General features: G+C 66.6%; 20 protein-coding genes and 1 pseudogene. 5 read left to right on the top strand and 16 right to left on the bottom strand.

Translation table 11 applies throughout. From position 1 onward, the window contains the following. Positions 1 to 9: 9 nt before the first annotated feature. The 3 genes from M673_RS09320 to purD all read right to left on the bottom strand — a co-directional run bounded on the left by M673_RS09320 (position 10) and on the right by purD (position 4,934). Positions 10 to 1,293, bottom strand: coding sequence for an acetyl-CoA C-acetyltransferase (locus M673_RS09320; RefSeq protein WP_061975591.1), 1,284 nt, complete (start codon positions 1,291 to 1,293; stop codon positions 10 to 12). Further along, on the bottom strand, positions 1,290 to 3,563 hold the full coding sequence (locus M673_RS09315) for an acyl-CoA dehydrogenase (protein WP_061975589.1): 2,274 nt from the start codon (positions 3,561 to 3,563) through the stop codon (positions 1,290 to 1,292). The genes M673_RS09320 and M673_RS09315 overlap by 4 nt, the downstream gene beginning before the upstream one ends. Positions 3,564 to 3,674: 111 nt before the next feature. Continuing rightward, the gene (purD, locus tag M673_RS09310) at positions 3,675 to 4,934 is read right to left on the bottom strand and encodes a phosphoribosylamine--glycine ligase (RefSeq protein ID WP_061975587.1); all 1,260 of its coding nucleotides are present in this window, start codon (positions 4,932 to 4,934) and stop codon (positions 3,675 to 3,677) included. 180 nt (positions 4,935 to 5,114) lie between these two features. Here purD and ubiA point away from each other — a divergent pair, with 180 nt between their 5' ends. Further along, positions 5,115 to 6,116: a 4-hydroxybenzoate octaprenyltransferase gene (gene ubiA / locus M673_RS09305; protein WP_061975585.1), complete on the top strand. Its 1,002-nt coding sequence runs from the start codon at positions 5,115 to 5,117 to the stop codon at positions 6,114 to 6,116. Between the two features lie 11 nt (positions 6,117 to 6,127). Here ubiA and M673_RS09300 read toward each other — a convergent pair whose 3' ends face one another. The 8 genes from M673_RS09300 to ypfJ all read right to left on the bottom strand — a co-directional run bounded on the left by M673_RS09300 (position 6,128) and on the right by ypfJ (position 16,001). Continuing rightward, positions 6,128 to 6,703: a DUF6101 family protein gene (locus M673_RS09300; RefSeq protein WP_061975583.1), complete on the bottom strand. Its 576-nt coding sequence runs from the start codon at positions 6,701 to 6,703 to the stop codon at positions 6,128 to 6,130. Positions 6,704 to 6,883: 180 nt separating this feature from the next. Next, positions 6,884 to 8,314, bottom strand: a complete 1,431-nt coding sequence (locus tag M673_RS09295; RefSeq protein ID WP_148640007.1) for an FAD-binding oxidoreductase — start codon at positions 8,312 to 8,314, stop codon at positions 6,884 to 6,886. A 51-nt stretch (positions 8,315 to 8,365) separates the two neighbouring features. Beyond that, positions 8,366 to 9,334 carry an L-threonylcarbamoyladenylate synthase gene (locus M673_RS09290; protein WP_061975582.1) on the bottom strand — a complete coding sequence of 323 codons (969 nt, stop codon included), beginning with the start codon at positions 9,332 to 9,334 and terminating at the stop codon, positions 8,366 to 8,368. A 93-nt stretch (positions 9,335 to 9,427) separates the two neighbouring features. Further along, positions 9,428 to 9,676 carry a hypothetical protein gene (locus tag M673_RS09285; RefSeq protein ID WP_061975580.1) on the bottom strand — a complete coding sequence of 83 codons (249 nt, stop codon included), beginning with the start codon at positions 9,674 to 9,676 and terminating at the stop codon, positions 9,428 to 9,430. A gap of 202 nt (positions 9,677 to 9,878) precedes the next feature. Further along, positions 9,879 to 11,363: a glycoside hydrolase family 25 protein gene (locus M673_RS09280; RefSeq protein ID WP_061975578.1), complete on the bottom strand. Its 1,485-nt coding sequence runs from the start codon at positions 11,361 to 11,363 to the stop codon at positions 9,879 to 9,881. 451 nt (positions 11,364 to 11,814) lie between these two features. Then, entirely contained in the window at positions 11,815 to 12,900 is a 1,086-nt protein-coding gene (locus M673_RS09275) for an acyltransferase family protein (RefSeq protein ID WP_061975576.1), read from the bottom strand. 2 nt (positions 12,901 to 12,902) lie between these two features. Then, a complete protein-coding gene (gene glyS / locus M673_RS09270; RefSeq protein ID WP_061975574.1) occupies positions 12,903 to 15,032 on the bottom strand; it encodes a glycine--tRNA ligase subunit beta in 2,130 nt (709 codons plus the stop codon). 84 nt (positions 15,033 to 15,116) lie between these two features. Continuing rightward, entirely contained in the window at positions 15,117 to 16,001 is an 885-nt protein-coding gene (ypfJ, locus tag M673_RS09265) for a KPN_02809 family neutral zinc metallopeptidase (protein ID WP_061975572.1), read from the bottom strand. A gap of 164 nt (positions 16,002 to 16,165) precedes the next feature. Here ypfJ and M673_RS09260 point away from each other — a divergent pair, with 164 nt between their 5' ends. Then, positions 16,166 to 16,591: a DUF4112 domain-containing protein gene (locus tag M673_RS09260; RefSeq protein ID WP_061975571.1), complete on the top strand. Its 426-nt coding sequence runs from the start codon at positions 16,166 to 16,168 to the stop codon at positions 16,589 to 16,591. Positions 16,592 to 16,596: 5 nt separating this feature from the next. Here M673_RS09260 and M673_RS09255 read toward each other — a convergent pair whose 3' ends face one another. Continuing rightward, the gene (locus M673_RS09255; protein WP_061977762.1) at positions 16,597 to 17,817 is read right to left on the bottom strand and encodes an alanine racemase; all 1,221 of its coding nucleotides are present in this window, start codon (positions 17,815 to 17,817) and stop codon (positions 16,597 to 16,599) included. A gap of 145 nt (positions 17,818 to 17,962) precedes the next feature. Here M673_RS09255 and M673_RS09250 point away from each other — a divergent pair, with 145 nt between their 5' ends. Beyond that, on the top strand, positions 17,963 to 19,222 hold the full coding sequence (locus M673_RS09250) for an amidase (protein WP_061975569.1): 1,260 nt from the start codon (positions 17,963 to 17,965) through the stop codon (positions 19,220 to 19,222). 335 nt (positions 19,223 to 19,557) lie between these two features. Here the strand turns inward: M673_RS09250 and metF are convergent, their stop codons facing one another. Together metF and M673_RS09240 are read right to left on the bottom strand one after the other, a co-directional pair. Continuing rightward, entirely contained in the window at positions 19,558 to 20,481 is a 924-nt protein-coding gene (gene metF, locus M673_RS09245; protein WP_061975567.1) for a methylenetetrahydrofolate reductase [NAD(P)H], read from the bottom strand. 11 nt (positions 20,482 to 20,492) lie between these two features. After that, positions 20,493 to 21,494 carry an ArsR/SmtB family transcription factor gene (locus tag M673_RS09240; RefSeq protein ID WP_061975565.1) on the bottom strand — a complete coding sequence of 334 codons (1,002 nt, stop codon included), beginning with the start codon at positions 21,492 to 21,494 and terminating at the stop codon, positions 20,493 to 20,495. A 119-nt stretch (positions 21,495 to 21,613) separates the two neighbouring features. Here M673_RS09240 and tsaA point away from each other — a divergent pair, with 119 nt between their 5' ends. Both tsaA and M673_RS09230 read left to right on the top strand, forming a co-directional pair. Beyond that, positions 21,614 to 22,105, top strand: a complete 492-nt coding sequence (gene tsaA / locus M673_RS09235; RefSeq protein WP_061975563.1) for a tRNA (N6-threonylcarbamoyladenosine(37)-N6)-methyltransferase TrmO — start codon at positions 21,614 to 21,616, stop codon at positions 22,103 to 22,105. Beyond that, positions 22,105 to 22,416: pseudogene (locus M673_RS09230) on the top strand (DUF2293 domain-containing protein); the annotation flags it as partial. The gene tsaA and the pseudogene M673_RS09230, both read left to right, overlap by 1 nt. A gap of 96 nt (positions 22,417 to 22,512) precedes the next feature. On the opposite strand, the gene M673_RS09225 reads toward M673_RS09230, so the two are convergent. Beyond that, positions 22,513 to 23,091, bottom strand: coding sequence for an MOSC domain-containing protein (locus M673_RS09225; RefSeq protein ID WP_061977761.1), 579 nt, complete (start codon positions 23,089 to 23,091; stop codon positions 22,513 to 22,515). A gap of 8 nt (positions 23,092 to 23,099) precedes the next feature. Next, positions 23,100 to 23,750, bottom strand: coding sequence for a DedA family protein (locus M673_RS09220; RefSeq protein WP_061975560.1), 651 nt, complete (start codon positions 23,748 to 23,750; stop codon positions 23,100 to 23,102). Positions 23,751 to 23,842 lie beyond the last annotated feature (92 nt).

The following is a 23,842-nucleotide window of genomic DNA, read 5'->3' as shown; positions in this document are numbered from 1 at the left end:
CGTGTCTCCTCAGGCCGCTTCGAGAAGCATGGCGCCGCCGAGGCCGCCGCCGATGCACTGCGAGGCAAGGCCGAACCGCGCGCCGCGACGGCGCAGCGTTCGCGCTAGATGCAGCGTGATGCGGTTTCCGCTGGTACCGACGGGATGGCCGAGCGCGATCGCCCCGCCATCGACATTCAGTCGATCGCGCGGGATGCTGCCCAAGGCTCCATCGAAGCCGAGAACCTTGCGCCCCACCCCTTCGTCCTCAAGAGCCCGAAGACACGCCAGAACCTGCGCCGCGAAGGCCTCGTTGATCTCGAACAGGTCGATATCGGCGAGCGAAAGCCCGCGCTTCTTCAGGAGACCCGCCATGGAGACCACAGGCCCAAGCCCCATGATCGAAGGGTCGAGGCCCGCCCAATGGGCGTCCACGATCCGCGCCAGCGGTTCAAGCCCGTGCTCGCGTACCGCCTCTTCGGAGACGAGGATGGTCCAACTGGCGCCATCGGTGATCTGCGAGGAATTGCCGGCCGTGACATTGCCATAGGGGCGCTCGAACACGGGCTTCAAACCGGACAAGGCCTTGGCGGTCGAATCGGGGCGCACCCCGTCGTCGTGATCGTAGACGCGCCCGTCCCGCGCGAAGGCCGTGAGCACTTCGCCTTTGAGCAGTCCCTCGCTTTGCGCTTGGGCGAGCCGCCGATGGCTCTCGGAGGCGTATTCGTCGGCCTCGCGGCGCGTGACGCCGAAGAGATGGCCGATCTTTTCCGCCGTTTGGCCCATGTTGAGCGAGGTGATCGGATCGGTCAGCCCGCGCTCCAGGCCGATCACCGGCTTCAGGAAGTCGGGACGAAGGGACGAGACGACCTTCAGCCGCTCGCCCGGCGACTTCGCGCCGTTCAGCCGCGCGAACCAGTCCACCGCGCCGCGCCGGAGCACGAGCGGAGAATGGCTGAGCGCTTCCGCCCCGCCGGCCAGCGCGATCTGCGAGCGACCCGATTCGACGGCGCGAAAGGCCTCATCAATCGACAGCATGCCCGAGCCGCAATTGATCTGCACGGTGTAGGCCGGCACGGCTTCGGGCAGGCCGAGGCGTAGGGCCGCGACGCGAGCCGGGTTCATCTCCTCGGCCACGACATTGACGCAGCCGAGAACAACGAGATCGATCAGGGCCGGGTCGAAGCGCTGGCGCAGAAGAAGCGGGCGGCCGCATTGCACGGCGAGATCCACCGGCGTAAACGGGCCGGGCTTGCCGCGCGCCTTGATGAAGGGCGTTCGGGCGCCATCGACGAGATAAACGGCGCGGGTCATTCGGCAGCCTCCGCCGTCACGGCGTTCGGACGGTCTTCCGGAGGCTTGCGATGCTGAGCGGCGATCGGCGACACCTCCTCCATCGGGAAAGCGTCCACGGCCACGACGCGCGTCACCGCCTCGTCCCGCTCTCGCAGGAGAGCGATTTCTTGATCGGTAATCAGCCCTGCCCCGTGCGCCTTCTCGATGTCGCGCAGCTTGGCCTCGCGCAGCCGTTTGTCGACCGGCGCCGCTTCCACAACGAGGCGGAAGGCGCGCTCCAGAATCGCGACGGGATAGTCCGGCTTGCCCTCGCCGAGATAAAGATCGGCGCAGAGCCGGTCGCGCTGCGAGGACGGGCGCATCAGAGTCTCCGCGACCTCGCGCACCAGCTCGTCCGCCGGCGGGCGCAGCGGAACGCCGAGTGGGAAGGACAGGAGGCGCGACGCCACCGCCGCCCAGCGGCTCGGCAGGTTGACGAAGACGCCGCTGAAAGCGAGGCCCATGCGGTTGTAGCCGCGCTGCATGATATACTCGACGATGGGGCGATCGACCTCCGGCCGGCCTTCCGTCTCGTAGCGCTTCAGCGTCGCGCCGAGGAGATAAAGCTCGGAGAGAATGTCGCCGAGGCGCGCCGAGATCATCTCGCGCCGCTTCAACGCGCCGCCGAGCGTCAGAAGCGCGAAGTCGGCCAGCATGGAGAAGGCCGCGCTATAGCGCGACAGTTGCCGCCAGTGGCTGAGGAAGGCGGCGCCGCGTGGCGCCGGCGCGGCGAGGCCGCCGGTCCAGCCGAACAGGGCGGTGCGCGCGGCATTGGTCAGCGAATGGCCGACATGGCCCCAGAAGGCCTTGTCGAAGCTTTCCAGGCCCTTCTCCTGGTCAGGATCGGACAGGGCGCGCATCTCGGACAGCATGAAGGGATGGGCGCGGATCGCCCCCTGCCCGAAGATCATCAGATTGCGCGTCAGGATGTTGGCGCCTTCCACCGTGATGCCGATGGGCACGGACTTGTGCTGGGCGCCGAGCATGTTCATCGGTCCGTCGATGATGCCCTTGCCGCCATGCACGTCCATCGCCTTCTCGACCGAGCGGCGCATCATCTCGGTGGCGTTGTATTTCATGATGGCGGAGATCACCGAGGGCCGGTGCCCCTCGTCCAACGCCGCGACCGTCAGGCGCCGCGCGGCATCGACCTGATAGGCGTTGGCGGCCAGCTCTGCCAAGGGCTCCTGAATGCCCTCGAACAGGCCGATCGGAACGTTGAACTGCGTGCGCACGCGCGCATAGGCACCGGTGAGCCGGGCCGCCATGGCGGCGGCGGCGGCCGATTGCGAAGGCAGCGAAATGCCGCGACCGGCGGCCAGCGCCGTCATCAGCATGGTCCAGCCCTCACCGATCCGCTCCGGCCCGCCCAGCACCCAGTCCAGCGGAATGAAGACGTCGCGGCCCGAGATCGGCCCGTTCTGGAAAAAGGTGAACTGCGGAATGTGCCGGTCGCCATGGCGCACGCCGGGGGTCGAAGTCGGCAGGAGGGCGACCGTGATGCCGAGATGCTCGCCGCGCCCGAGATGGTTTTCGGGGTCCTGAAGCTTGAAGGCAAGGCCCATGACGGTGGCGACGGGCGCGAGCGTGATGTAGCGCTTGTCGAAGTTCAGGCGGATGCCGAGCACCCGCTGGCCCTCGTGCTCGCCATATTCGACCACGCCGTGGTCCTTCATGGCGGCGGCATCGGAGCCGGCATCGGCCGACGTCAGGCCGAAACAGGGGATCTCGCGCCCGTCGGCCAAGCGCGGCATCCAGTAATCGCGCTGCGCCTGCGTGCCGAAATGCAGCATCAGCTCGCCGGGCCCGAGGGAATTGGGCACCATGACGGTGACGCCGGCGGCGACGCTGGCGGACGAGACCTTGCGCACCACTTCCGAATGCGCGGTGTTGGAGAAGCCGAGGCCGCCATATTGCTTCGGGACCACCATGCCGAAGAACTTGCGGGACTTCATGAAGTCCCAGACCTCGGGAGAAAGGTCCCGGTCCTTCCAGGTGATCGCCCAGTCGTCCAGCTTGGTGCAGAGCTCGACCACGGGCCCGTCGAGAAAGGCCCGCTCCTCGTCGGTCAGACGCGCGGGCGCCATGGCCAGAAGCTTGTCCCAATCGGGCGCGCCACTGAACAGCTCGCCGTCCCACCAGACCGTGCCGGCGTCGATCGCCTTCTCCTCGGTCTCGGAAATGGCGGGCATCGCCGTCTTGGCCCAACGGTAGATCGGCCGGGTCAAACGATCCTTACGGAACGACATAAGCTTCCTCCCTTCGCGAAATGCGCCCTCTTCGCATCGTCAGACATCTTACGTAAGTGGCAATGCGCCGATTCCCACCCTCCCGTGGGTCTCGGCGCGCTCAAGCCTTCGTCAGCGTCGGGCGCGATGAGCGATGTCGCGGCGGCAGAAGCCCTCGCTCCACTCCACCCGGTCCACCAGAGCGTAGGCCTTATCGACCGCCTGCGCCACATCGGGTGCGCGCGCCGTCACGTTGAGCACGCGCCCGCCGCTGGCCACCAGCGCGCCGTCGATGAGGCTCGTGCCGGCATGGAAGATCATCTCGCCCTCGCCGGTTTCCGGCAGAGCCGCAATCGGCGTGTTCTTGGCGTAGCTCCCGGGATAGCCATTGGAGGCGAGAACCACGGTCACCGCCGGCTCCGCCGACCAGCGAAGATCGACCGCATCCAGCGACGCGGTTCCGGCTGCGAAGAGAACCGGCAGGAGATCGCTTTCCAGCCGCATCATCAGGACCTGCGTTTCGGGATCGCCGAAGCGCACGTTGTACTCGATGAGCTTCGGCCCGTCCTGGGTCAGCATCAGGCCGGCGTAGAGAACGCCCCGGAAAGGCGCACCCTTTTCGCGCATGCCCTCCAGCGTCGGGCGCACGATCTCGGCCATGGCCCGCTCGATCAGCTCGGGCGTCATGAGATAGGAGGGCGAATAGGCGCCCATGCCACCGGTGTTCGGCCCCTTGTCACCGTCGAAGACGCGCTTGTGATCCTCGGCGGTGCCGAACACGACGGCGCGATCGCCGTCGCAGAGGCAGAAGAGCGAAGCTTCCGGCCCAACCATGCACTCCTCGATCACCACTTCCACACCGGCGGCTGCGAGATCGCCGCCGAAGCAATCGTCGATCGCGGCGATCGCCTCCTCGACGGTGGACGCGACCGTGACGCCCTTGCCGGCCGCCAGCCCATCGGCCTTCACCACGATCGGCGCGCCTTCGCGTCGGACATAATCCCTGGCGGCGTCGGCCTGAGAGAAGCGCTCGTAGCGCGCGGTCGGAATGGATTTGAGGGTGCAGAGATCCTTGGTGAAGCCTTTCGAGCCCTCCAGCCGCGCGGCGGCGGCGCTCGGCCCGAACACGGCGATGCCGGCCTCGCGAAGGCTGTCGGCCAGACCGGCAACGAGGGGCACCTCGGGACCGACCACCACGAAGCCGATGCTCCTCTCGCGACAAAAGGCCACGACGGCATCGTGATCGGCGGGGTCGATCGGAACGCACTCCGCGACCTCGGCGATGCCGGGATTTCCCGGCGCGGCGTAGAGGCGGTCGAGCTCCGGCGACTGGGCGAGCTTCCAGGCCAGCGCATGTTCGCGGCCACCCGAGCCGATCAGAAGAACGTCCATGGTCACTCTTAGCCTCCGCAGGGCCGAAATCGATCGGCGGCCAGGGCGGCCGCGCCTTCGGCTCGGGGATTACGGGTCCGACAAGGGCGGGGTCAAGCCTCGGCGGCGCGAAGGCAAGGGCTTGGGGGAGCGATGCCTGGGGCTTGACGGGCGGGGCCTTGCCGGGCTTCTCCCCTTTTCATGCAAAGACCCGACGCTTCATCCAACGGTTCGCCAGACCGCGTTTCGGACGCTCCATCCGACAATTTCGTCTACCGCGTGCTTCCGCGCGCGCTCTGGCCCTATGCGCAGTTGGCGCGTTGGGATCGGCCGATCGGCTGGCAGTTGCTGTTGTGGCCGTGTTTCTGGTCGGCCGCGCTGGCGCCTCATTGGGCCGCGCCCTCGGCCGTGCACACGGGCCTGCCGGATCTGCGCCATCTCGCGCTGTTCTTCATCGGCGCCATCGCCATGCGCGGGGCCGGCTGCACTTATAACGACCTCGTGGACCAGGACATCGACGCAAAGGTCGCGCGCACGCGCTCGCGGCCTTTGCCGTCCGGACGCGTGTCGAGCCGACAGGCGAAGCTCTTCCTGGTCGCTCAGGCGCTGGTCGGCCTGCTGGTGCTTCTGCAGTTCAATAGTTTCGCGATCGGCCTCGGCCTCAGCTCGCTCGCCATCGTCGCGACCTATCCGTTTCTGAAACGCGTCACGGACTGGCCACAGCTCGGCCTCGGCCTCTGCTTCTCCTGGGGCGCGCTGATGGGTTGGGCGGCGTTCTGGGGCACGATCTCGCTCGCGCCCGTGCTTCTTTATCTCGGCTCTGTGCTGTGGACGATCGGCTACGACACGATCTACGCCCATCAGGACCGCGAGGACGACACACTGGTCGGCGTTCGCTCCACGGCGCGCCTCTTCGGCCGGCACACCAAGCGGGCGCTGACCCTTCTCTATGGCGGCGCGCTGGCGCTCTTCACCCTCGCCTTCGTGGCGACGGGCACAGGGACCTCCGGTCCGGCGTGGCCGGCCTATGCCGCCATCGCAATCGGCGCGGTCCAGATGCAATGGCAGATCAGCCGGCTCGACATCGACGACGGCGAGCAATGCCTGAAGCTGTTCAAGTCGAACGGCCTGTTCGGTTGGATCATCTTCCTCGGGCTGGTCTTCTCCAGCCTTTGGATTCTGTCCTTCCCCCAGCTCGGCTGACCGGTCCAGCCTCAGTTGCGGGCGATGATCTCTTCGCCCGCCACGACCATGCGCATGCCCAGGCCGCCCGGCTTGCGACGGGCGAGGAAGCGCGGGCGGCGGCCGCGATGGCTGGAGCGGCGGCGCGTGGCCGGCTCGCCGGTGCGCAGTTTGCCGAAGGTCTCTTCCAGCGCCGTGACGCGGCCATCGGACTCGACCATCAGCATGGGAAGATCGAAGAGTTCGGACCAGCTGCGCCAGTCGGCCGCCACGTCGTAGAGGTCGCAGGCGACCAGGAGCGGCACGGAGAGCTTGGGATTCTCGTGATGCAGTTCGAGCGTCACCGTGACCTCGCCTTCGCCATCCTCCATGGCGCGGGCGGCGACGCCCTTGAAGGAGCGCGGCGCCAGGGCAATGGCCACCGGAATGCCGCTCATTTCCAACTTGCGACGGATCACCGCCCCGCGCCGGTCGACGCGATAGGTGATCGTCTCCTCCCCTTCACGAACCTCGAAGGTCTGCTTACGCCCGGCGAGAGCGGGGTCCAGACGGATCGGCATGCTCGCCCATTCGGGCTTCAACGACGTCGGATTGGTAACCAGGCTCATGGTCGCGCCTCTCGTCTCTCTGCTGGAAGCTCCCGGGTTCGAGAGACTTCCCCTTTGCCGATGTATCCCGGCTTTCGATGCTTGGAGACTATAGGAGGCTTATTTCATGCTGCCTAAGAAAGGCAGTTAAGTCTTCCTGACCTTCAACACGGTGTTCAAAAGGTAACTTCAAATAAAACTTTAAAGGAGCTTGCCCGGATTCATAATCCCATAAGGATCGAAAACGGCCTTGATCCCCCGCATCAAGGCCAGTTCCGCCGGGTCCTTGGTGCGCGCCAGCTCGTCGCGCTTCAGCTGACCGATACCGTGCTCGGCCGAGAAGCTGCCACCGAGATCGGCCACCACGCCGTGGACGAGCGCGTTGATCTCCCCCCAGCGCGCCAGGAAAGCCTCCTTGTCCGCGCCGATCGGCTGGGAGATGTTGTAGTGGATGTTTCCATCGCCCAGATGCCCGAAGGAAACGATGCGCGAGCCCGGAATGGCGTCCAGAACCAGGGCGTTGGCCCGCGCCAGGAATTCGGGAACCAGCGCCACCGGCACGGACACGTCGTGCTTGATGGAGCCGCCCTCGGGCTTCTGCGCCCAGCTCATTTCCTCGCGCATGCGCCAGAAGGTCGTGGCATCGGCCATGGACTGGGCGATGGCCGCGTCCTCGATCTCCCCCGCTTCGAACGCGCCTTCCAGAATGGTTTCGAGAACCGCTCGCGCGTCCTCGCCCGAAACGGGCGAGGAGATTTCGATCAGAACGTACCACGTATGCGGCTCCGCCAGCGGATCGCGCGCGCCCTGCGTATGCCGGACGGTGAACTCGATGCCGATTCGCGGCATGAGCTCGAACGCGGTCAGGCGCCCGCCAGACAAGGCCTCGGCCCGCGTCAGCAGTTTCAGTGCCGCATCCGGGCTATCGAGCCCGACATAGGCGACTTCGCGCCCGGCCGGCTTGGGAAAGAGTTTCAGCACCGCGCCGGTGATAATGCCGAGCGTGCCCTCCGAGCCGATCAGGAGATGGCGCAGGTCGTAGCCGCGATTGTCCTTCTTCAGCCGTCGCAGACCATGGACGATCTCGCCCGAAGGCAGCACGGCCTCGATGCCGAGACAGAGATCCCGCGTGTTGCCATAGGCCAGCACCGCCGTTCCGCCGGCATTGGAAGCCAGATTGCCGCCGATCTGACAGGACCCTTCCGAGCCGAGCGAGAGCGGGAAGAAGAGCCCCGCTTCGTCCGCCGCCTCCTGCACGCGCTTGAGAATCACACCGGCGTCCAGCGTCATCGTGCGCCCCACCGGATCGACCTCGCGAATGCGATCGAGCTTGCCCAGCGATAAGACGATTTCCCCGTCCGATCGCGGCATCTGGCCGCCGACGAGCCCGGTGTTGCCGCCCTGCGGCACGATCGGCGTGCGTGTCTCCGAGGCGAGCTTGAGGATGGCAGAAACCTCCTCGACGCTCGAAGGTCGCAGCACGAGGCGCGTGCGCCCTTTGAACTTGTCGCGCTCCTCGTGAACGAAGGGGGCGATGTCGCCGCCCTCGGTCAGCGCCCGCCCGGGCGGCAAAAGCGCCGCGAAGCGGTTCAGAAGGTCGTCGGAAAGCAGCTGGGAATCGAACGTGTCCATGCCCGAACGCTAGACCGGATCATGGTTAAGGTCGAGATCAAGGGGCTGACATCATCGGTCAGCGGCGGCGCGGCGCAAACGGTCGTTGATCGCTTCGCCCAGCCCTTCGCGCGGAATGGGCGCAACGGCGATCCGCTCGATCTCCGGCGCGTCGAAGGCCGAGAGCGCGGCGAAGAGCCGGCTTGCGGCCTCGCGCAGATCGCCGTCAGGGCTGAGATTGAACGTGCCGCCGGCCTTTTGCAGGCCGCGCACCGGCTCCGGCCCGAAGCCGATCCAGTGCTCACCGGGCTCGGGCGCGGCGGCGTCGAGACGCACGCGGCCGGCGGGCGCGTAATGCGACAGAAGCTGGCCGGGAGCGGTGATCGCATCCCCCTCTGCCCGCCGCCGAACGGGCAGCCCCGCTTCCTCGGCAATGCGCTCGGCCGTCAACGTGCCGGGGCGCAGCAGCAGAATTTCATCGCCAAGAACACGGACGATCGTGGATTCCAGCCCCTGCTCCGTCGCGCCGCCATCCGCCACAAGATCGATCCGCCCGCGCAGGGTGCGCAGGACATGCTCGGCCGTGGTCGGGCTGACGCGTCCAGATCGGTTGGCGCTTGGCGCGGCGAGCGGGCGGCCAAGCGAGGCGATCACCGAGCGCAGCGGACCTTGGGGCAGACGCAGCGCCACCGTATCCAGGCCGCCCAGCACCAGGGGATGCAGCTCGGCTCCCGGCAGGACGGGGAGCACCAGAGTCAGCGGCCCCGGCCAGAACCGGTCGGCCAGACGGCGAGACACCGGGTCGAACCGGGCGTATCGCTCGGCCATGGCGAGATCGCTGACATGGCAGATCAGTGGGTTGAAGTGCGGTCGTCCCTTGGCTTCGAAAATCGCCGCAACGGCCAGCCCGTTGGCGGCGTCGGCGGCAAGCCCGTAGACCGTCTCAGTCGGCACGGCGGCAAGGCCGCCTTCGCGCAGGCACATCAGCACCGCCGCGCCCGCGCCATCGTCCCTCAGATCGATCCGTTTCGTATCCCGCATGAGTGACACCTACGACGCGGCGCGCGGCACGAAAAGAAAAAACGACGGCGCCCCGAGAGGAGCGCCGTCGCTTGATATCGCGTTGCAGAGAAATCAGTTCGACGTCGCGCCGTTCTGAGCCGGCGGGGTGACGTTCAACGTCGGCACTTCCACGGTGCGCGTTTCGCTGCCAACCGACACGCTGCCGACATCCACATCGGCCTTGGGCAGCTGCCCGCCCGTCACCGTGACATTCGGCAGGACTGCCTGCTGCGTCTGGCGCACGCTCACCATGTTGTATGCAAACCAAGCGACACCGACGATGACGACGAGACCGAGAACCCAACCCAACGCTCTACCCATATTACTCACCCTTTACACCAGCCCGTCCGGGCTTCGAATGGGCAGTGAACAGGGTCGAGGCTCGATCGTTCCGGCGAGAGCGACGCAAGCCTGGAATAAACTTTACGTGGTGAAATGGGGAAACGGGAAAGGGCCGCCTGGACACGCAGGGCCCCCGAACAGCGACGCGCGAGCGAGAGGACGGAAGGGCAAACGCCCAGCGTCAACGCGTGGCGTCGAACGCTTTCACGACACGAAGATCGGCCGTCGCCAGACTGGCCAGGGACGTCCAGCGATCGCGCGAGGACGCAGCATCCGCCCGCTCGTCAGGTTGCTTCCCTCCGTCCGAAGCGGCGGGAACGCGCGTCATCGTCGCCTCCGCCTTTTTCATCAGCTCCGCGATGCGGGATTTCAAATGCTCCCGCACCTCGCTGCGCCGCTCGGGCGGCGGGCTGGCGGCCTCGGTGTCGCGCAGGATCTCGCGCACCGCCTGCATTTCCTGTTTTAGCTGCTTCACGGCGTCGATGACGCTCGCCGCCTCCGGCGCCTGCAGCGCGGCTTTTGCCGCCGCGTCGCCGGGGATCACGGGGTTGACCTTCGGGGTATCGGTCAGCGCCGAAAGAACGGGCGAAGCCGGCTTACCAGCATGCTCCTGGCGAGCGGCTTCGGTGAGAAGCTTCAAGGGGTCGATCGGTTGACGCCCGCCGCTCGGGCCATAGGCGGCGGCCAGCGTGCCGGGCACGATCTGCGCCTGCTCCGCCTCGGCGACCTCCGTCACCGCCGCGTCGGCGATCGCCTGCTTGGACTGGTCGGAGACCGAGGCGATCAGGGCGCCGGCGTCAGGCGTCGCTTCCGGGTCCGCGCCGACAAGGCCGTTGAAGGGCCAGGCATCGCGCAGTTCGGCGACCGTCAGGGGCGAGACGTTCACATCGATGTCGTTTTTGGCGCCGGGCACCCGGTAGGGGCAGGACCGGGCACTGCAATTGTGCATGGAGGAGAACTGCCAGAGGGCATAATTGTCCCAATTCCCTGTCGGGAAGACGCCGGTGATGTCGTCGCGATAGCGGGCGTACCAAAGCTGCAGCCGCGACAGGAGCGGATATTGCGCCTGGTTCCGGGCGATGTAGTCGGCCGTGTTGCCGTTGGTGTAGAGGACGGGATAGCGGCCAAGGCGGATCTTGATCTGCCGGGCAAAGGTCTCGGCATCGGCCAGCGACATCCAGTCCGATGTGTTGTCCTCGATGTCGAGGGCGATCAGGTCGTCCGCCTCGGGCTGGGCGAAGTCGACGAAATGATCGGCCTGCTCGCGCGGGTTGCCGGGGCGGCCGAGATGATAGGCGCCCCATTTCAGACCCAGCGTCTTCGCCATCTCGCGGCGCGTCAGGTAAAGCTCCTGCGTGACGGAATATTTCCACCAGCGGTTCTTGCACAGGTTCAGGAGATCGCCCGACAGCTTCGCGCAGGACCATTCCGGCGGCAGCCCGTCGGAGGCCTTGCTGATGAAACCGGCGACGCGCTTGTCCGAGGTCAGCGACTTCCAGTTGATCGGATTGAACTCGTAGGCGTCGATCACCAGAGCGCGGTCCGTGTCCTTCCAAGGCTTGTTCCAATCGGCGCTCGCGGGCAGCGCGCCGAAGAGGATCGCGCTGGCGGCAATCGCACACAAGCAGCGCAGGGCAGCCGCGCGAGCGGCGCTCAAGTCAGGCATTCGGGTTCGTCCCCTCGTCGTCGCCGCGCAAGGCCCGAAGGACCGGCGGTGGCGATGCAATGTCCGTGAAGCGGCGCCCCGTATGCGCGCCGCCTGTCCCTCGAGTCCTGAAGGGGCATCCCCTTCGCCAATCGGAGATGTTGTCCACAGCCTGTCCGGCCTGCCGGAGGTCGTGGAATTCCGTCTTGGTGATTGCCGGTCATAAAATGAGAAAACTAGGCTTTCTCATGACTTAGCTTGATCCAACCTGCCGGCGGCGGCGAGCCGGGCACCGGAAGAGGCCTCAAGGCGCCCCACAGGCGAAACCACCATGCGCGAGGACCCCATTGACGCCGCGCGGCCTCATCGCCGCGAAACGCCTGGGCCGGCCCATGGCGGGCACGTCGTCAGGCCGTCTTTAGGAAACGATTCGCGCCTTGCTCGAGCCTGACGCCGCGAGCGAAAAGCGATTTCAGGGGCCGCTCGGCGCGCCGACGCCCTGCAGCACGTCCCGGTCGAGATGGCGCCGAATCCAGCGCAGAACCGGGCGCTCGAAGCCGTAATGGAGGACGCTGGCCGCGATCAACGTACCGAGCACGACGCCGATCGGAAAACCGACCAGCCAGACGGCGGGCGCGCGAATGCCGAGATGTTCGAGCCCGAAGAGCAGCGCTCGGATCACGAAGAAATGCGAGAGATAGATGGCGTAAGACGTATTCCCCGCCCATTCCGCGACGCTTGAGCGCGTCTCGCGGCGCCCGGAGACGGCTGCCAACACCATCAGTCCGGACGGAATGCCCCATTGAAGGAAGCGCCAGGTGAAGTCGATCTGCGGGAAGGCGAAGAACAGGAGAAGCCCCGCCCCGCCGACCAGCCAGCGCAAGGCGTCCGGCAGGCGAAAGCCGCGCGAGACGACGAGATAGATCGCGATCCCGAGCAGAAATTCGAGAACGATCGGGTCGCTCCAGAAGCGCAGCGCCAGGCTGGACGGCGTCAGCCAGCGGCCGGCGACAACCCCGATGATGAGAACGGCAAACGTCGCGCCCAAGGCGATGCGCTGTCGCCACCCCACGAAGAGAGCGAAGACGGCATAGAAGAGCATCTCGTAATTGAGGCTCCAACCGATATCGAGCAGCGGCAGGGGCACGCCGTCCGGGTTGGCAGCGGGAAAGAACAGGAAGGAGGCCACGATCTGCGTCGGGGTCGTCTCCGCCCAGACGGGCACGCGTGCGACGATGAGAAGCACGATCAGGAGAACCGTCATCAGCCAGTAGAGCGGCGCGACGCGGGCGAGACGGCGCAGGAGAAAGGTCCGCCACGCCCCCGACTGCCCATGTAGGCTCTGCGAGGAATGCGCCATCACGAAGCCGGAGATGACGAAGAACACGTCCACCCCGGCGACGAAAGGAAAGGGGCTGAGCGGCGACTGCTCGAAGCTCAGCCCGTAGTAGCGAAGGTCGAGAGCGATCTTGATATGGGCGGCCACCACCATGAGGGCGGCGACGGCCCGCAACCACTGGATCTCGCCGATCCGGCGGCGGTCGCTCCATGCGGCCAAGATCAGCCCGCGATCTTCGAGAAGTCGGCGACGCGCTGCGTGGCGGCGCGAATGCGGGCGAGCAATGCCAAGCGGTTGGCCCGGATAGCCTCATCCTCCACATTCACGAGAACCTTCTCGAAGAAGGCGTCGGCGGGAATGCGAAGACGCCCGAGCGCCGTCGCGGCATGGGCGTAGTTCTCGACCGCCAGCGCCTCGTCCAGTTCCAGTTCGGCGCGGTCCACCGCCCCGGCCAGAACACGCTCTTCCTCTTCCCGCAGCAGGGCGAGGTCGACGCTCTCGGCGATGCGCGTGCCCTTCTTCTCCTCGGCGGCGAGAATGTTGGCAGCGCGGCGATAGGCGGCCAGAAGGTTGCGCCCGTCCTCGGTCTCCAGGAGGCGGCCGAGCTCGGTGACGCGGCGGGCAATATCGAGCAGATCGTCCTTCGACGCCCCGTCCGTGCCGCCGGCCAGAACCGCATCGACCCAATCGTGCCGGGCGCCGGACTCGCGCAGCTGCACCTTCAAGCGGTCATGGAAGAAGGCCAGGAGATCGCCGGACGTGATGAGACGGCCGAGATGCGGGCGCAGCTCGTTTTCCAGGATGATGCGGATGACGCCGAGCGCCGCGCGACGCAGGGCGTAGGGGTCCTTGGAGCCTGTCGGCTTCTCATCGATCGCCCAGAAGCCGACCAGCGTGTCCAGCTTGTCGGCCAGCGCCACGGCGATGGCGATCTTGTCCTGCGGCACGCGGTCGCCCGGTCCCTGCGGCTTGTAGTGATCTTCGATCGCGGTCTGCACCGAGGCGTGCTCGTTCTGCAGACGCGCATATTTGCGGCCCATCAGGCCCTGAAGCTCGGGAAACTCACCCACGGCTTCCGTGGTGAGGTCCGCCTTGGCGAGCGTCGCGGCGCGTCGCGCCAGCGTCGGATCGGCGCCGACCAGCGGCGCGATGGCCGCTGCCAGATCGGCGATGCGGGCTACGCGCTCGCCTTGCGTGCCGAGCTTGGCGTGGAAGGTCACGCCCAGCGCGTCGAGCTTCGCCATGCGCTGGTCCAGCGGCTTGGCAAGGTCCAGCCCGAAGCGGGCGGCCGAGGCTTCCAAAGCGGCGAGATCGGGCAAGGCGTTCTGGTCGGTGCGCCAGAAATACAGCGCGTCCGACAGGCGGGCGCGCACGACCTTGCCGTTGCCGCGCGCGATCTCGGCGCCGCCGTCCACTGCCTCGATATTGGACACGAGCAGAAAGCGGTTGGCGAGCGCGCCTGCGCCGCGCCGGCGCGTGACGAAGCATTTCTGGTTGGTGCGGATGGTGAGCTGGATCATCTCCGGCGGAATGGCGAGGAAGTCCTCCTCGAACGTGCCCATGAGCACGACCGGCCATTCCACGAGGCCCGAGACCTCCTCCAGAAGCCCCTCGTCCTCGACCACCTCGAGCCCCTGAGCGAAGGCCAGATTCTGAGCGTCGGCGCGGATGATGTCCTTGCGGCGCTCGGCGTCGAGAACGACGCGGGCGCGCTCCAGGCTATGGATGTAATCGTCGAAGCGGCGCACGCGGATTTCGCCCGGCGCATGGAAGCGATGGCCGACGGTCACGTTGCCCGAGCGAATGCCCGAGACTTCGAAATCCACCACGACGGTCTCGCCGTTCTCGGGGCCGAACAGGCAAAGGATGGACTGGAGCGGGCGGACCCAGCGCAGCGAGCCCGGCTCGCGCGAGGCAGCGCCCCAGCGCATCGACTTCGGCCAAGGGAACTCGCGGATGATGCCGGGCATGATCTCGGCGACGATCTCTTCCGCCGCGCGGCCGGGCTTGAGGAGATGGGCGACGTAGAACTCGCCCTTCTTTCCATCGGAATGCTTGTGCGCCTGCGCGATCGACTCGAGGCCGGCCGAGCGCAGGAAGCCTTCGATGGCCTTTTCCGGCGCGTCGGTACGCGGTCCCTTGCGCTCCTCGTGGACATCTTTGGAGCGTGCGTCGAGGCCACGAATGTCGAGCGTCAGGCGGCGCGGCGTCCAGTATTCCCGCGCGCCCTCGTAGGTCAGGCCCGCTTCCACCAGCGCGTCCGTCACCGCCTTGCGCAAATCTCCCGCCGCCTTGCGCTGCATGCGGGCGGGAATTTCCTCGGAGCGGAGTTCAAGAAGAAGATCGGGCATGGTTCGCTTCGCGGCTGGATCGCTCTTCGCCGCGTCTCACCATGCCGATCCTTCGATTGCAAGCCGATTGCGCTCAGCCTCGGATCAAAGCTGCCCCTTCAGCGTGTCGCACTGCGCCATGTCGCCCGTTGTGGCGCCGCGCTTGAACCATTCGACGCGCTGCGCCGAAGTGCCGTGGGTGAAGCTGTCGGGGACCACCGTTCCCTGCGATCGACGCTGCAACGTGTCGTCGCCGATCTTGCTGGCGGCGTTCAGCGCTTCTTCCATGTCGCCCGTTTCCAGGAGGCCGGCCTGCTGGGTGTCGTGCGCCCAGATGCCGGCATAACAGTCGGCCTGCAGCTCGACCCGGACCGACACGGCGTTGCTGTCGGTCTCCGACATGCGCTGGCGCATGTCCGTGGTACGCTGGAGAATGCCGGTCATGTTCTGCACGTGGTGGCCGACCTCGTGCGCGATGACATAGGCCTGGGCGAAGTCGCCGGACGCGCCGAGCTGGCTGTCGAGCTGCCGGAAGAAACTCGTGTCGAGATAGAGCTTCTGGTCGTTCGGGCAGTAGAACGGGCCGGACGCCGAGCTGGCATTGCCGCAGGCCGACGAGACGCGGTCGGTGAAGAGTACCAGCTTGGGCTCGCGATATTGCTGGCCCATGCTCTGGAAGCGGCGGTTCCAGACATCCTCGGTGTCGCCGAGAACCACGGCGATGAAGTCGTCCGTCTCGTCGGTCGTGCCGTTGACGCCCTGGCCGCTACTTCGCGTGGTCTGGGTGGTCTGCGTGCCGTCATCCATGCCGATCACCGACATCGGATTGATGCCGAAGCCGATCCACAGAATGCCGAGCAGGATGATGAGACCGATCCCGCCGCCCCCGGCGCGGATCGGAATGCGCATTCCCCCGCTGCCGAGACCCCCGCCCCCGCTGCCACGCTGGTCCTCGATATTGCTGCTTTCGCGACGCCCGCGCCATTCCATCACAAGTCTCCCGGTTGCCGCCTACGGTTTCGTGAAGCGGGACATAGGCCGGCAACCGGCGTCGGGAATGGCGATCGGCGCACGAGCCCCTCGCAGAAGGCAGGCCGGCTCACCATTTTCAGAGGGAAAGGCTGCGATCGGCAGCCTTCAGGAGATCCACGACGATGATCGCCACCGCTTACGCCGCCGGTTTCGAGGCCGAGACGATGACGCCGGACCTGACCCGTCGCCTCGCCCGGCTGAACACGCTGGCCCGGTTGATGGACACCGCCATTCGCGTTCCCGGAACCGACATCCGCTTCGGCGCCGACGCGCTGATCGGCCTCGTGCCCGGCATCGGCGATGCGGGCGGCGCATTGATCGGGCTCTACATCGTCAACGAGGCGCGGCGAATGGGCGTGCCGAAGCGCAAGCTGGCCCGCATGATCGCCAATCTCGGCGTGGACGCCGCGTTCGGCGCGGTGCCGCTGGCGGGCGACCTGTTCGATGTCTACTTCAAGGCGCACAAGCGAAACATCCAGCTGATCCTGGATCATTTCGAGATGGACCGGCGCGACATCCTGAAGGACGTCACGCCGCGCAGGCACTGACGGGTTCAGTCCGCCATTGTCTCCAGGCTCGCGAAGCCTTCGGCCGCCCCGCCCTCGTCGAAGGGCTGGGCGACTTCCACGAACGTGTCGGGATAGAAGCCATTGAAGCGGGTGCGCAGCGACAGCGAGTAGGCGCCGATATGGCCGATCTCGATCCAGTCGCCCGTATCAACCGTTTCCGGCAGCCAGAAGGGCCGCGACAGAATATCGACGGAATCGCAGGTCGCGCCGCAGACGCGGAAGGCGCTTAGACTCTTCGGGTCGCCCTTGCGCGAGATGCGCGCGGGATCAGGGATGAAGCGCGCCGGCAGCGTGATCTTGCCCGTCCATGAATCCGACAGCGAAGCCCAGATCCCATCGTTGATATAAAGCCGCCGCCCCTTGCGAAGGAGCACGCGCACGATCAGCGAGAAAGCGCGTGCGACGACGACGCGGCCGGGCTCGGCGACCAGCGGCATGTCGGAAAAGCCCCATTCCTTTATATCGCCGCGCAGCCGCGCCATGATCTCGTCCATGGAGGGAATGGTCGGCTTCTTGCGGCGCGGATCATGCCCGTACTCGGCGGGAAAGCCGCCGCCGACATCCAGGCCCGCCAAGGGCACGTCGGCGCGGTTGCGCACCCAGTCGGCCGAGGCGAGCGCGCGCTCATAGGTGTCGGGGTCCTCGATCTGCGAGCCGACATGGAAGCAGAGGCCGACCTTGAAGCCGATGCGATGGCAGCGCTGGAGAAGTTCCACCGCATGGGCCGGCGCGGCGCCGAACTTCTTGGACAGCTCGTACATCGCATGGCCCTTGGTCTGGAGCCGGACGAAGATGGTGAGCGTTGCGGGATCGAGATCGAGCGCACGCACGATGCGCAGGATCTTGGCGACCTCGTCCTCGTGGTCGAGCGAGAGCGTGCGGATGCCGTAGGTTTCGAGCGCCAGGCGAATGTCGGACTGCGCCTTGATCGGATGCATGTAGAGCATCTCGGCATCCGGGGCGACGGCGCGCACGGCCGCGAACTCGCCGGGCGAGGCGACGTCGAAGACCTTCACGCCGGCCTTGGCCAGCGTCTCCAGCACCATGGGCTCACCGTTGGTCTTCACGGCATAGGCGGTCTCGCCGGGAAAAGACGCCATGAAGCTCTGCGCGTCGGCGCGCAGCACGTCGGGGCGGAAGCAGTAGACCGGAACGTCCGGGCGGAGCGAGAGGGCCGCGTCGCGGGCCGTTTCGAACTTCTGCAACAATCGTCTCCTTCGTGGCGCTTATGGGCTGGACATAGACCTCCAGCCATTCCGGCGAAAGCCGTTCGGCGATATGAGCTCAAACGGATGGCAGGCTTGTGAAGCATCTGCCACAAGATGGAACGACCCCCACCAAGGCGCGCCCATGCCCGGCTTCCCCCTCATCTCGCTCGAAGCCTTGACTGAGCGCATCGCGTCGGGTCGCTCGACCCCGGCGCGGGAGATCGAACAAGCGCGGGAGCGCATCCTTGCCGCCGATGAGGCGATCGGAAGTTTCAGTCGGCTGGCCGAGCCCGAGTCGCTTTCTCGCGCCAGCCCGTCAGGCCCGCTCGCGGGCGTCGCGCTCGGCGTGAAGGACATGTTCGACACGTTCGACATGGTCACGGACTACGGCTCCCCCATCCATGCGAACCACCGACCGCCCAGCGACGCGGCCCTCGTGGCACAGGCGCGAGGGCTCGGCGCGGCGATCATAGGCAAGACCGTGACCACGGAATATGCTTTTGCCAGCCCCGTTCCGACGCGCAATCCGCACGACCTCGCCCACACGCCCGGCGCATCCTCCGCGGGTTCGGCGGCGGCGGTGGCGGCGGGGCTGGTGCCGGCGGCTCTGGGCTCGCAGACGGCGGGTTCGGTGATCCGCCCAGCGGCCTTCTGCGGCGTCGCCGGGTTCAAGCCGAGCTTTCGCCTTCTGCCGACGGTGGGCCTGAAATGCTTTTCCTGGTCGCTCGACACCGCAGGCCTTTTCGCTGCCGGTATCCACGACGTGGCGCTTCTGGCCGAGATCCTGTCGAGTCGCCCGATGCGGGTGAGCGAGCAGACGCCCGTCCTGCGCGTCGGCCTCTACCGCTCGCGGATCGACGGGATGCTCCATCCAGACATGCAACCCGCCTGGGACCGGGCGGCGCGAGCGCTGGAGAAAAGCGGCTGCACCCTCATCGACATCGCGGAGCCGGACACGCTGGCGGCCGCGCGGCAGGCGCAGGAGCGCATCCAGCTCTATGAGGGCGCGGTGTCGCTCTTGCACGAGCGGCATCACAACGGCGACAAGATGAACCCTGGCCTACGCGCCATTCTGGACGAGGGCGCCGCCATTCCGCCAGCCGAATACGACCTGGCTCGCCGTGCCGCGCGAGCGGGACGACGCGAGACGACGAAGCTGTTCGATACGTGCGATATCGTGCTGGCGCCCTCCGCGCCCGGCCCGGCGCCGCGTATCGAGGATGGGATGGGCGATCCCGCCTTCAACCGGCTCTGGACCCTGGCGGGCACGCCTTGCGTCAACGTGCCGGCCGGCCTGACTTCGAGCGGGCTGCCGCTCGGCCTCTCCGTCGTCGCCCGCTTCGGGCAGGACGCCCGCGCGCTGGCCGGTGCCGCGCTTCTGGAGGCATGTCTGAGAGACTGAGCGATCCGGTGCCCCATCTCCTCCCCAGGTTTTTATCAAATTTTAACTATCGCAAGTCTCGGGATGCGTTGGCTTTTCCCGATCCGACGGATTTCGTGACGCCTGCGAGAAACGAATCCGCCTTTACGATGTTAAACGGATCATGAAGACTGGACATATCCGGTGAGGAGGAGATCGTTTTGGAACGGGTGCGCTCTCTCAATCTGCTGATGGCAACCGCCGCCTTCGCCTTTGTCGGCGCCATGGTGGTGGGCTTTATTTCCTGATTTCGCCGAGCGAAACAGGCGTCAGACCCATAACGGGAAAAGGGCCGGTCATTCCGGCCCTTTTTCGTGTCAGGCGGCCTGTTCGACTTCGGTGACCTTATCGTCCCCACCGCCCGCGTTCTTCGGACGCAGGCCGAGAATGTGACAGATGGAATAAACGAGGTCGGCGCGGTTCATCGTATAGAAGTGGAAATCCTCGATCCCGCGCTCGGCGAGATCCAGCACCTGCTCGGCACAGACCGCCGCCGCCACATGGCTGTGGGTATGGGCGTCCTTCTCCAGCCCCTCGAAGCGCTCCGCCAGCCAGAGCGGAATGGAAGCGCCGGTGGCCGCCGAGAAGCGGGCGACCTTGGTGAAATCGTGGATCGGCACGATGCCGGGCACGATCGGGATGTAAATGCCCGCCCGGCGAACGCGCTCGACATAACGCTCGAACACATCATTGTCGAAGAAGAACTGGGTGATCGCGCGCGTCGCGCCATTGTCGACCTTGCGCTTCAGCAGGTCGATGTCGGTGGCGAAGTCCGAACTTTCCGGGTGCTTCTCGGGATAGGCCGAAACGGAGATTTCGATCTCGGGGTCGATGGCCTTGATGCCGGCGGCGAGATCCACGGCGTTGCGATAGCCACCGGGATGGGATTCGTAGGCACCCCCCGCTCCCGCCTTCCCGTCACCGCGCAGCGCGACGAAGTGCTTCACGCCGGTCTCGCGATACTGGCGCACGACTTCGTCCACCTCCTCGCGCGTGGCATCGACGCAGGTGAGATGCGCCGCCGGCTTGAGGTCCGTCTCGGCCAAGAGACGCTTCACCGTGTGATGCGTGCGCTCGCGAGTCGACCCGCCCGCGCCATAGGTGACGGACACGAAATCGGGCGAGAGCGGCGCAAGGCGCTGGATCGAGGTCCAAAGGCCGGTCTCCATCGCTTCCGTCTTGGGCGGAAAGAACTCGAACGACACACGGAAGGGCGCGCGTTGCGAACGACGCTGGATCATGGCTCTTTCCTTCAAGCGGCTTCGACCGGGCGCGGCGCCGGGTCGAGAAAGGGGGTCGCGCGCGGGCGTCGGGCGACGAGAATGAGAACGGTCAGCGCATCCGCCCGCCGGCCTTGCAGAGGCAGCGCGCGGATGGATTCGACGCAGAGGCCGGCGGCCTGGACATAGGCGCCAAGCGCCTCCTCGCTGAAGCCGAGGCGCAGATGCGCGTGCTCGGCGCGCAGTTCCTCCAGCCGATGCGGGGCGAAATCCACGATGGCGAGCCGCCCGCCGGGGCCGAGCGCCCCCGCCGCCTCGCGCACGGCCGCGGCGGGATCATCGAGATAGTGAAGCACCTGATGCAGGGTGACGAGCGCGAAACTGCCGCGCGGTACCGGCAGGCGATAGGCGTCGCCCTGCCGCACCGTGGCGCGGCTGAGGCCCGACGCGTCGAGCTTGGCGCGGGCGATCGACAGCATCTCACGCGAGGCGTCGATGCCCAGCGCGCGCTCCGAGCGCGGCGCCAGAAGTTCGAGCAGCCGCCCCGTGCCCGTGCCGACATCCAGCATCGCCTCGACGCTCTCTTCGCCGAGGCTCGACAGCAAAGCGGCCTCGACCTCGGCGTCGGGAACATGCAGCGAGCGGATGCGGTCCCATTGTTCGGCGTTGCGGCTGAAGTAGAGCGCCGCGCGCTCGGCACGCTCTCGCCTGACGTCCTCCAGCTTCTCGCGATCGCCGGCAAGCCGCCCGTCTTCGTCCGTGACGCCCGCAAGCAGCGCGTCGGTGAGCGTTGCCACGAGCGGATCGTCGCTACGGCGGAAATAGGCCCAGGCGCCTTCCTGATGGCGAAGCACGACACCTGATTCCACCAGAAGCTTCAGATGGCGCGAGATGCGCGGCTGAGATTGGCCGAGAATCGAGGTCAGGTCGGACACGGTGAGGTCATGGCCGGACAGGAGCATGACCAGCCGAAGCCGTGTCGGCTCGCCCAAAGCCTTGAGAATCTCAACCGTTGCATCGAACGAAGCGCTCATGGACGCGCCTCCTACACGCGAAACATATAAAGATATGTTTATGTGTTCAGCGCATGGGATGCAAGGGGGGACCGGTCCGCGCCTTTGCGTGGCGCGGCGAGCCCCTATAGGCTTAAAGAATGAGCCTTGAGGAACCGTCCATCCGCCCCGGCGAAAGCCGCCTTGCCTTCGATGGTTCGCAGGCCGACGACGCGCGCCTCGTCTTCATCGGCCGCATCCGCTCGCCTTGGACGGAGCGGCGCGATTGCCCGAAGAACATGCGTGCGGCCCGCGAGACCGGCCAGAGCGCGAGCGTCGAAATCGACCCCGCCTTTCGCCCGGCGCTGGAGCGGCTGGATCCGGAAAGCCATGTCCATCTTCTGACCTGGCTGCACCAGTCGCGGCGGGACCTTGCGCTGCAGATGCCGCGCCATGCCGAGGCGGCGTCCGGTACGTTCGCGCTGCGCTCGCCGGTGCGGCCCAATCCGATCGGCCTGCATCTCGTGCGCCTTCTGGAGATCGACCGGGCGAGCGGCAGGCTGGTGATCGATGCGATCGACGTTCTCGACGGAACGCCGCTGCTCGACATCAAACCTTATTTCGCCTCGGTGGACCGGCCGGAGGAGCGCTGATGGCGACGGAACGGCAGAAGACGATCGCCAAGAACCTGACGCTGCTGATCCCGCGTGTGCCCTTTCTTGATGCGGAGGCGATCCGCGCGGCGGCGGGGTCGCGCCATATGCGCGATCTTTCGCCGGCCAGCGCTGTCTGGCTCGCCACCTTGGCGCATGTCCGCCACCAGCACACCGACTATGACGAGCTGCGGGACGAGGGCTATGAGAAGGACCAGGCGCGCTTCTTCGTGGTCGACGCGGTCAACGCCGTTCTCGACCAATGGGGCGCCACCCGCCATCTCGTCTCGGAGCCCGACAGCGACGAGGAATGGGACGACGAGGACGAGCCCGAGGATGGCGAGACCAGCGCCCTGCCCCTCAAACACCGGCCGAGGCCGGACGCGGACTGACCGACCTCCAAAAGCTTAGGCCGGATCGTAAATCCACTGCTCGGGCAGCCGAGCCTCGAAGGCCTCGCCCTGACTCAGGCGGCCCGGCTTTTCGACCCAGGCGACGAGGCCGCGTTTGTGCTTGGCTGCGCGCACGAAGCTGAACTCGATATCCTCACGGCCAGGATGATGCGCGGCGATGGAGCGGCCCGACAGACGGCACGGCCCGTTGTCGCCATCGACCTTCAGCGTCACGCCGCTCTCGAAGAAAAGGAGCGTTCGCGGCGGCAGGTGGCTGAGGCGCGGGATGCCGTCCAGCACCAGATTGGCGCCGATCCATTCCGGCAGAAGCTCGGGAATGTCGAGATCGCGGGCGACCTCGCCGAGTTCGGCGGCGCTGAGAATCGAAAGCTGGCGCTCGTTACGGATCTCCGTGCCCCGGGGATACCAGGGCTCGCGCCCGCCCGTCCTTCGGGTTGGCCCGCCATGCTCGTCGCCGGCAATGCCTTCGAAGCCGAGTTCGAGCGTCTCGACAGATGTGGTGACGAAGCCCTTCCCCTCGGTGCGGTAAAGGCCGCCGACCGTTCCCTTGAGCTTGCTGGCGGGCTTGCGCATGAGGCGGCTCATCCCTGGCGGTGCGGATGCTCGTCCGACTTCAGGTCGATCGGACGCGTGCGGCGCGTGGGTTTGAAGGTAATGACGCGGTAGAGATAGATCACCACCACGGCGGCGATGACGATGTTCGACACCGGGCCGACATACTGGTCCACCAGCTCGTATTGCTGAGCCAGGAGATAACCGGCGAAGGCGAGGCCCGCCGTCCAGGCGAGCGTACCGATGGCCGAGAAGAAGAGGAAAGTCGCGATCGGCATGCGGGCCAGCCCGGCGGGAATCGAGATCAGAGTGCGCACGGTCGGCACAAGGCGTCCGAACAGAACCGCGAGAATGCCGTAGCGACGGAACCAGCGGTCGGCGGCCTCGACATCCTCCGCCGTCATGGTGATCCAGCGCCCGAACCGATCCGCCAGCTTGACGATGCGCTCCTCGCCCACGACGAGGCCGAGATAGTACCAGGGCAGAATGCCGAGAAGCGAGCCGATCGTGCCCGCCACGATCACGGCCCAGATCGAATGCTGCCCGGTGGCGGCCTGATAGCCGGCGAGCGGCATGATGATCTCGGAGGGGATCGGCGGAAAGATGTTCTCGAGGAACATCAGGAAGGCGATGCCGAGCACGCCGAAATCCTGCATGAGACCCTGAACGAACTGATCCATGCGGGAGGCTTCCTGACTGTTCGGGTTTTTCGAATGAGTGCGGGGGCCATAGCACGCCCGCGCTGCCAGCGCATGACCGCCGCGCCGGCGAG

The sequence above is a fragment of the Aureimonas sp. AU20 genome (assembly GCF_001442755.1).
Lineage (GTDB): Bacteria > Pseudomonadota > Alphaproteobacteria > Rhizobiales > Rhizobiaceae > Aureimonas.
This window is presented reverse-complemented; position numbering and strand designations above follow the sequence as displayed.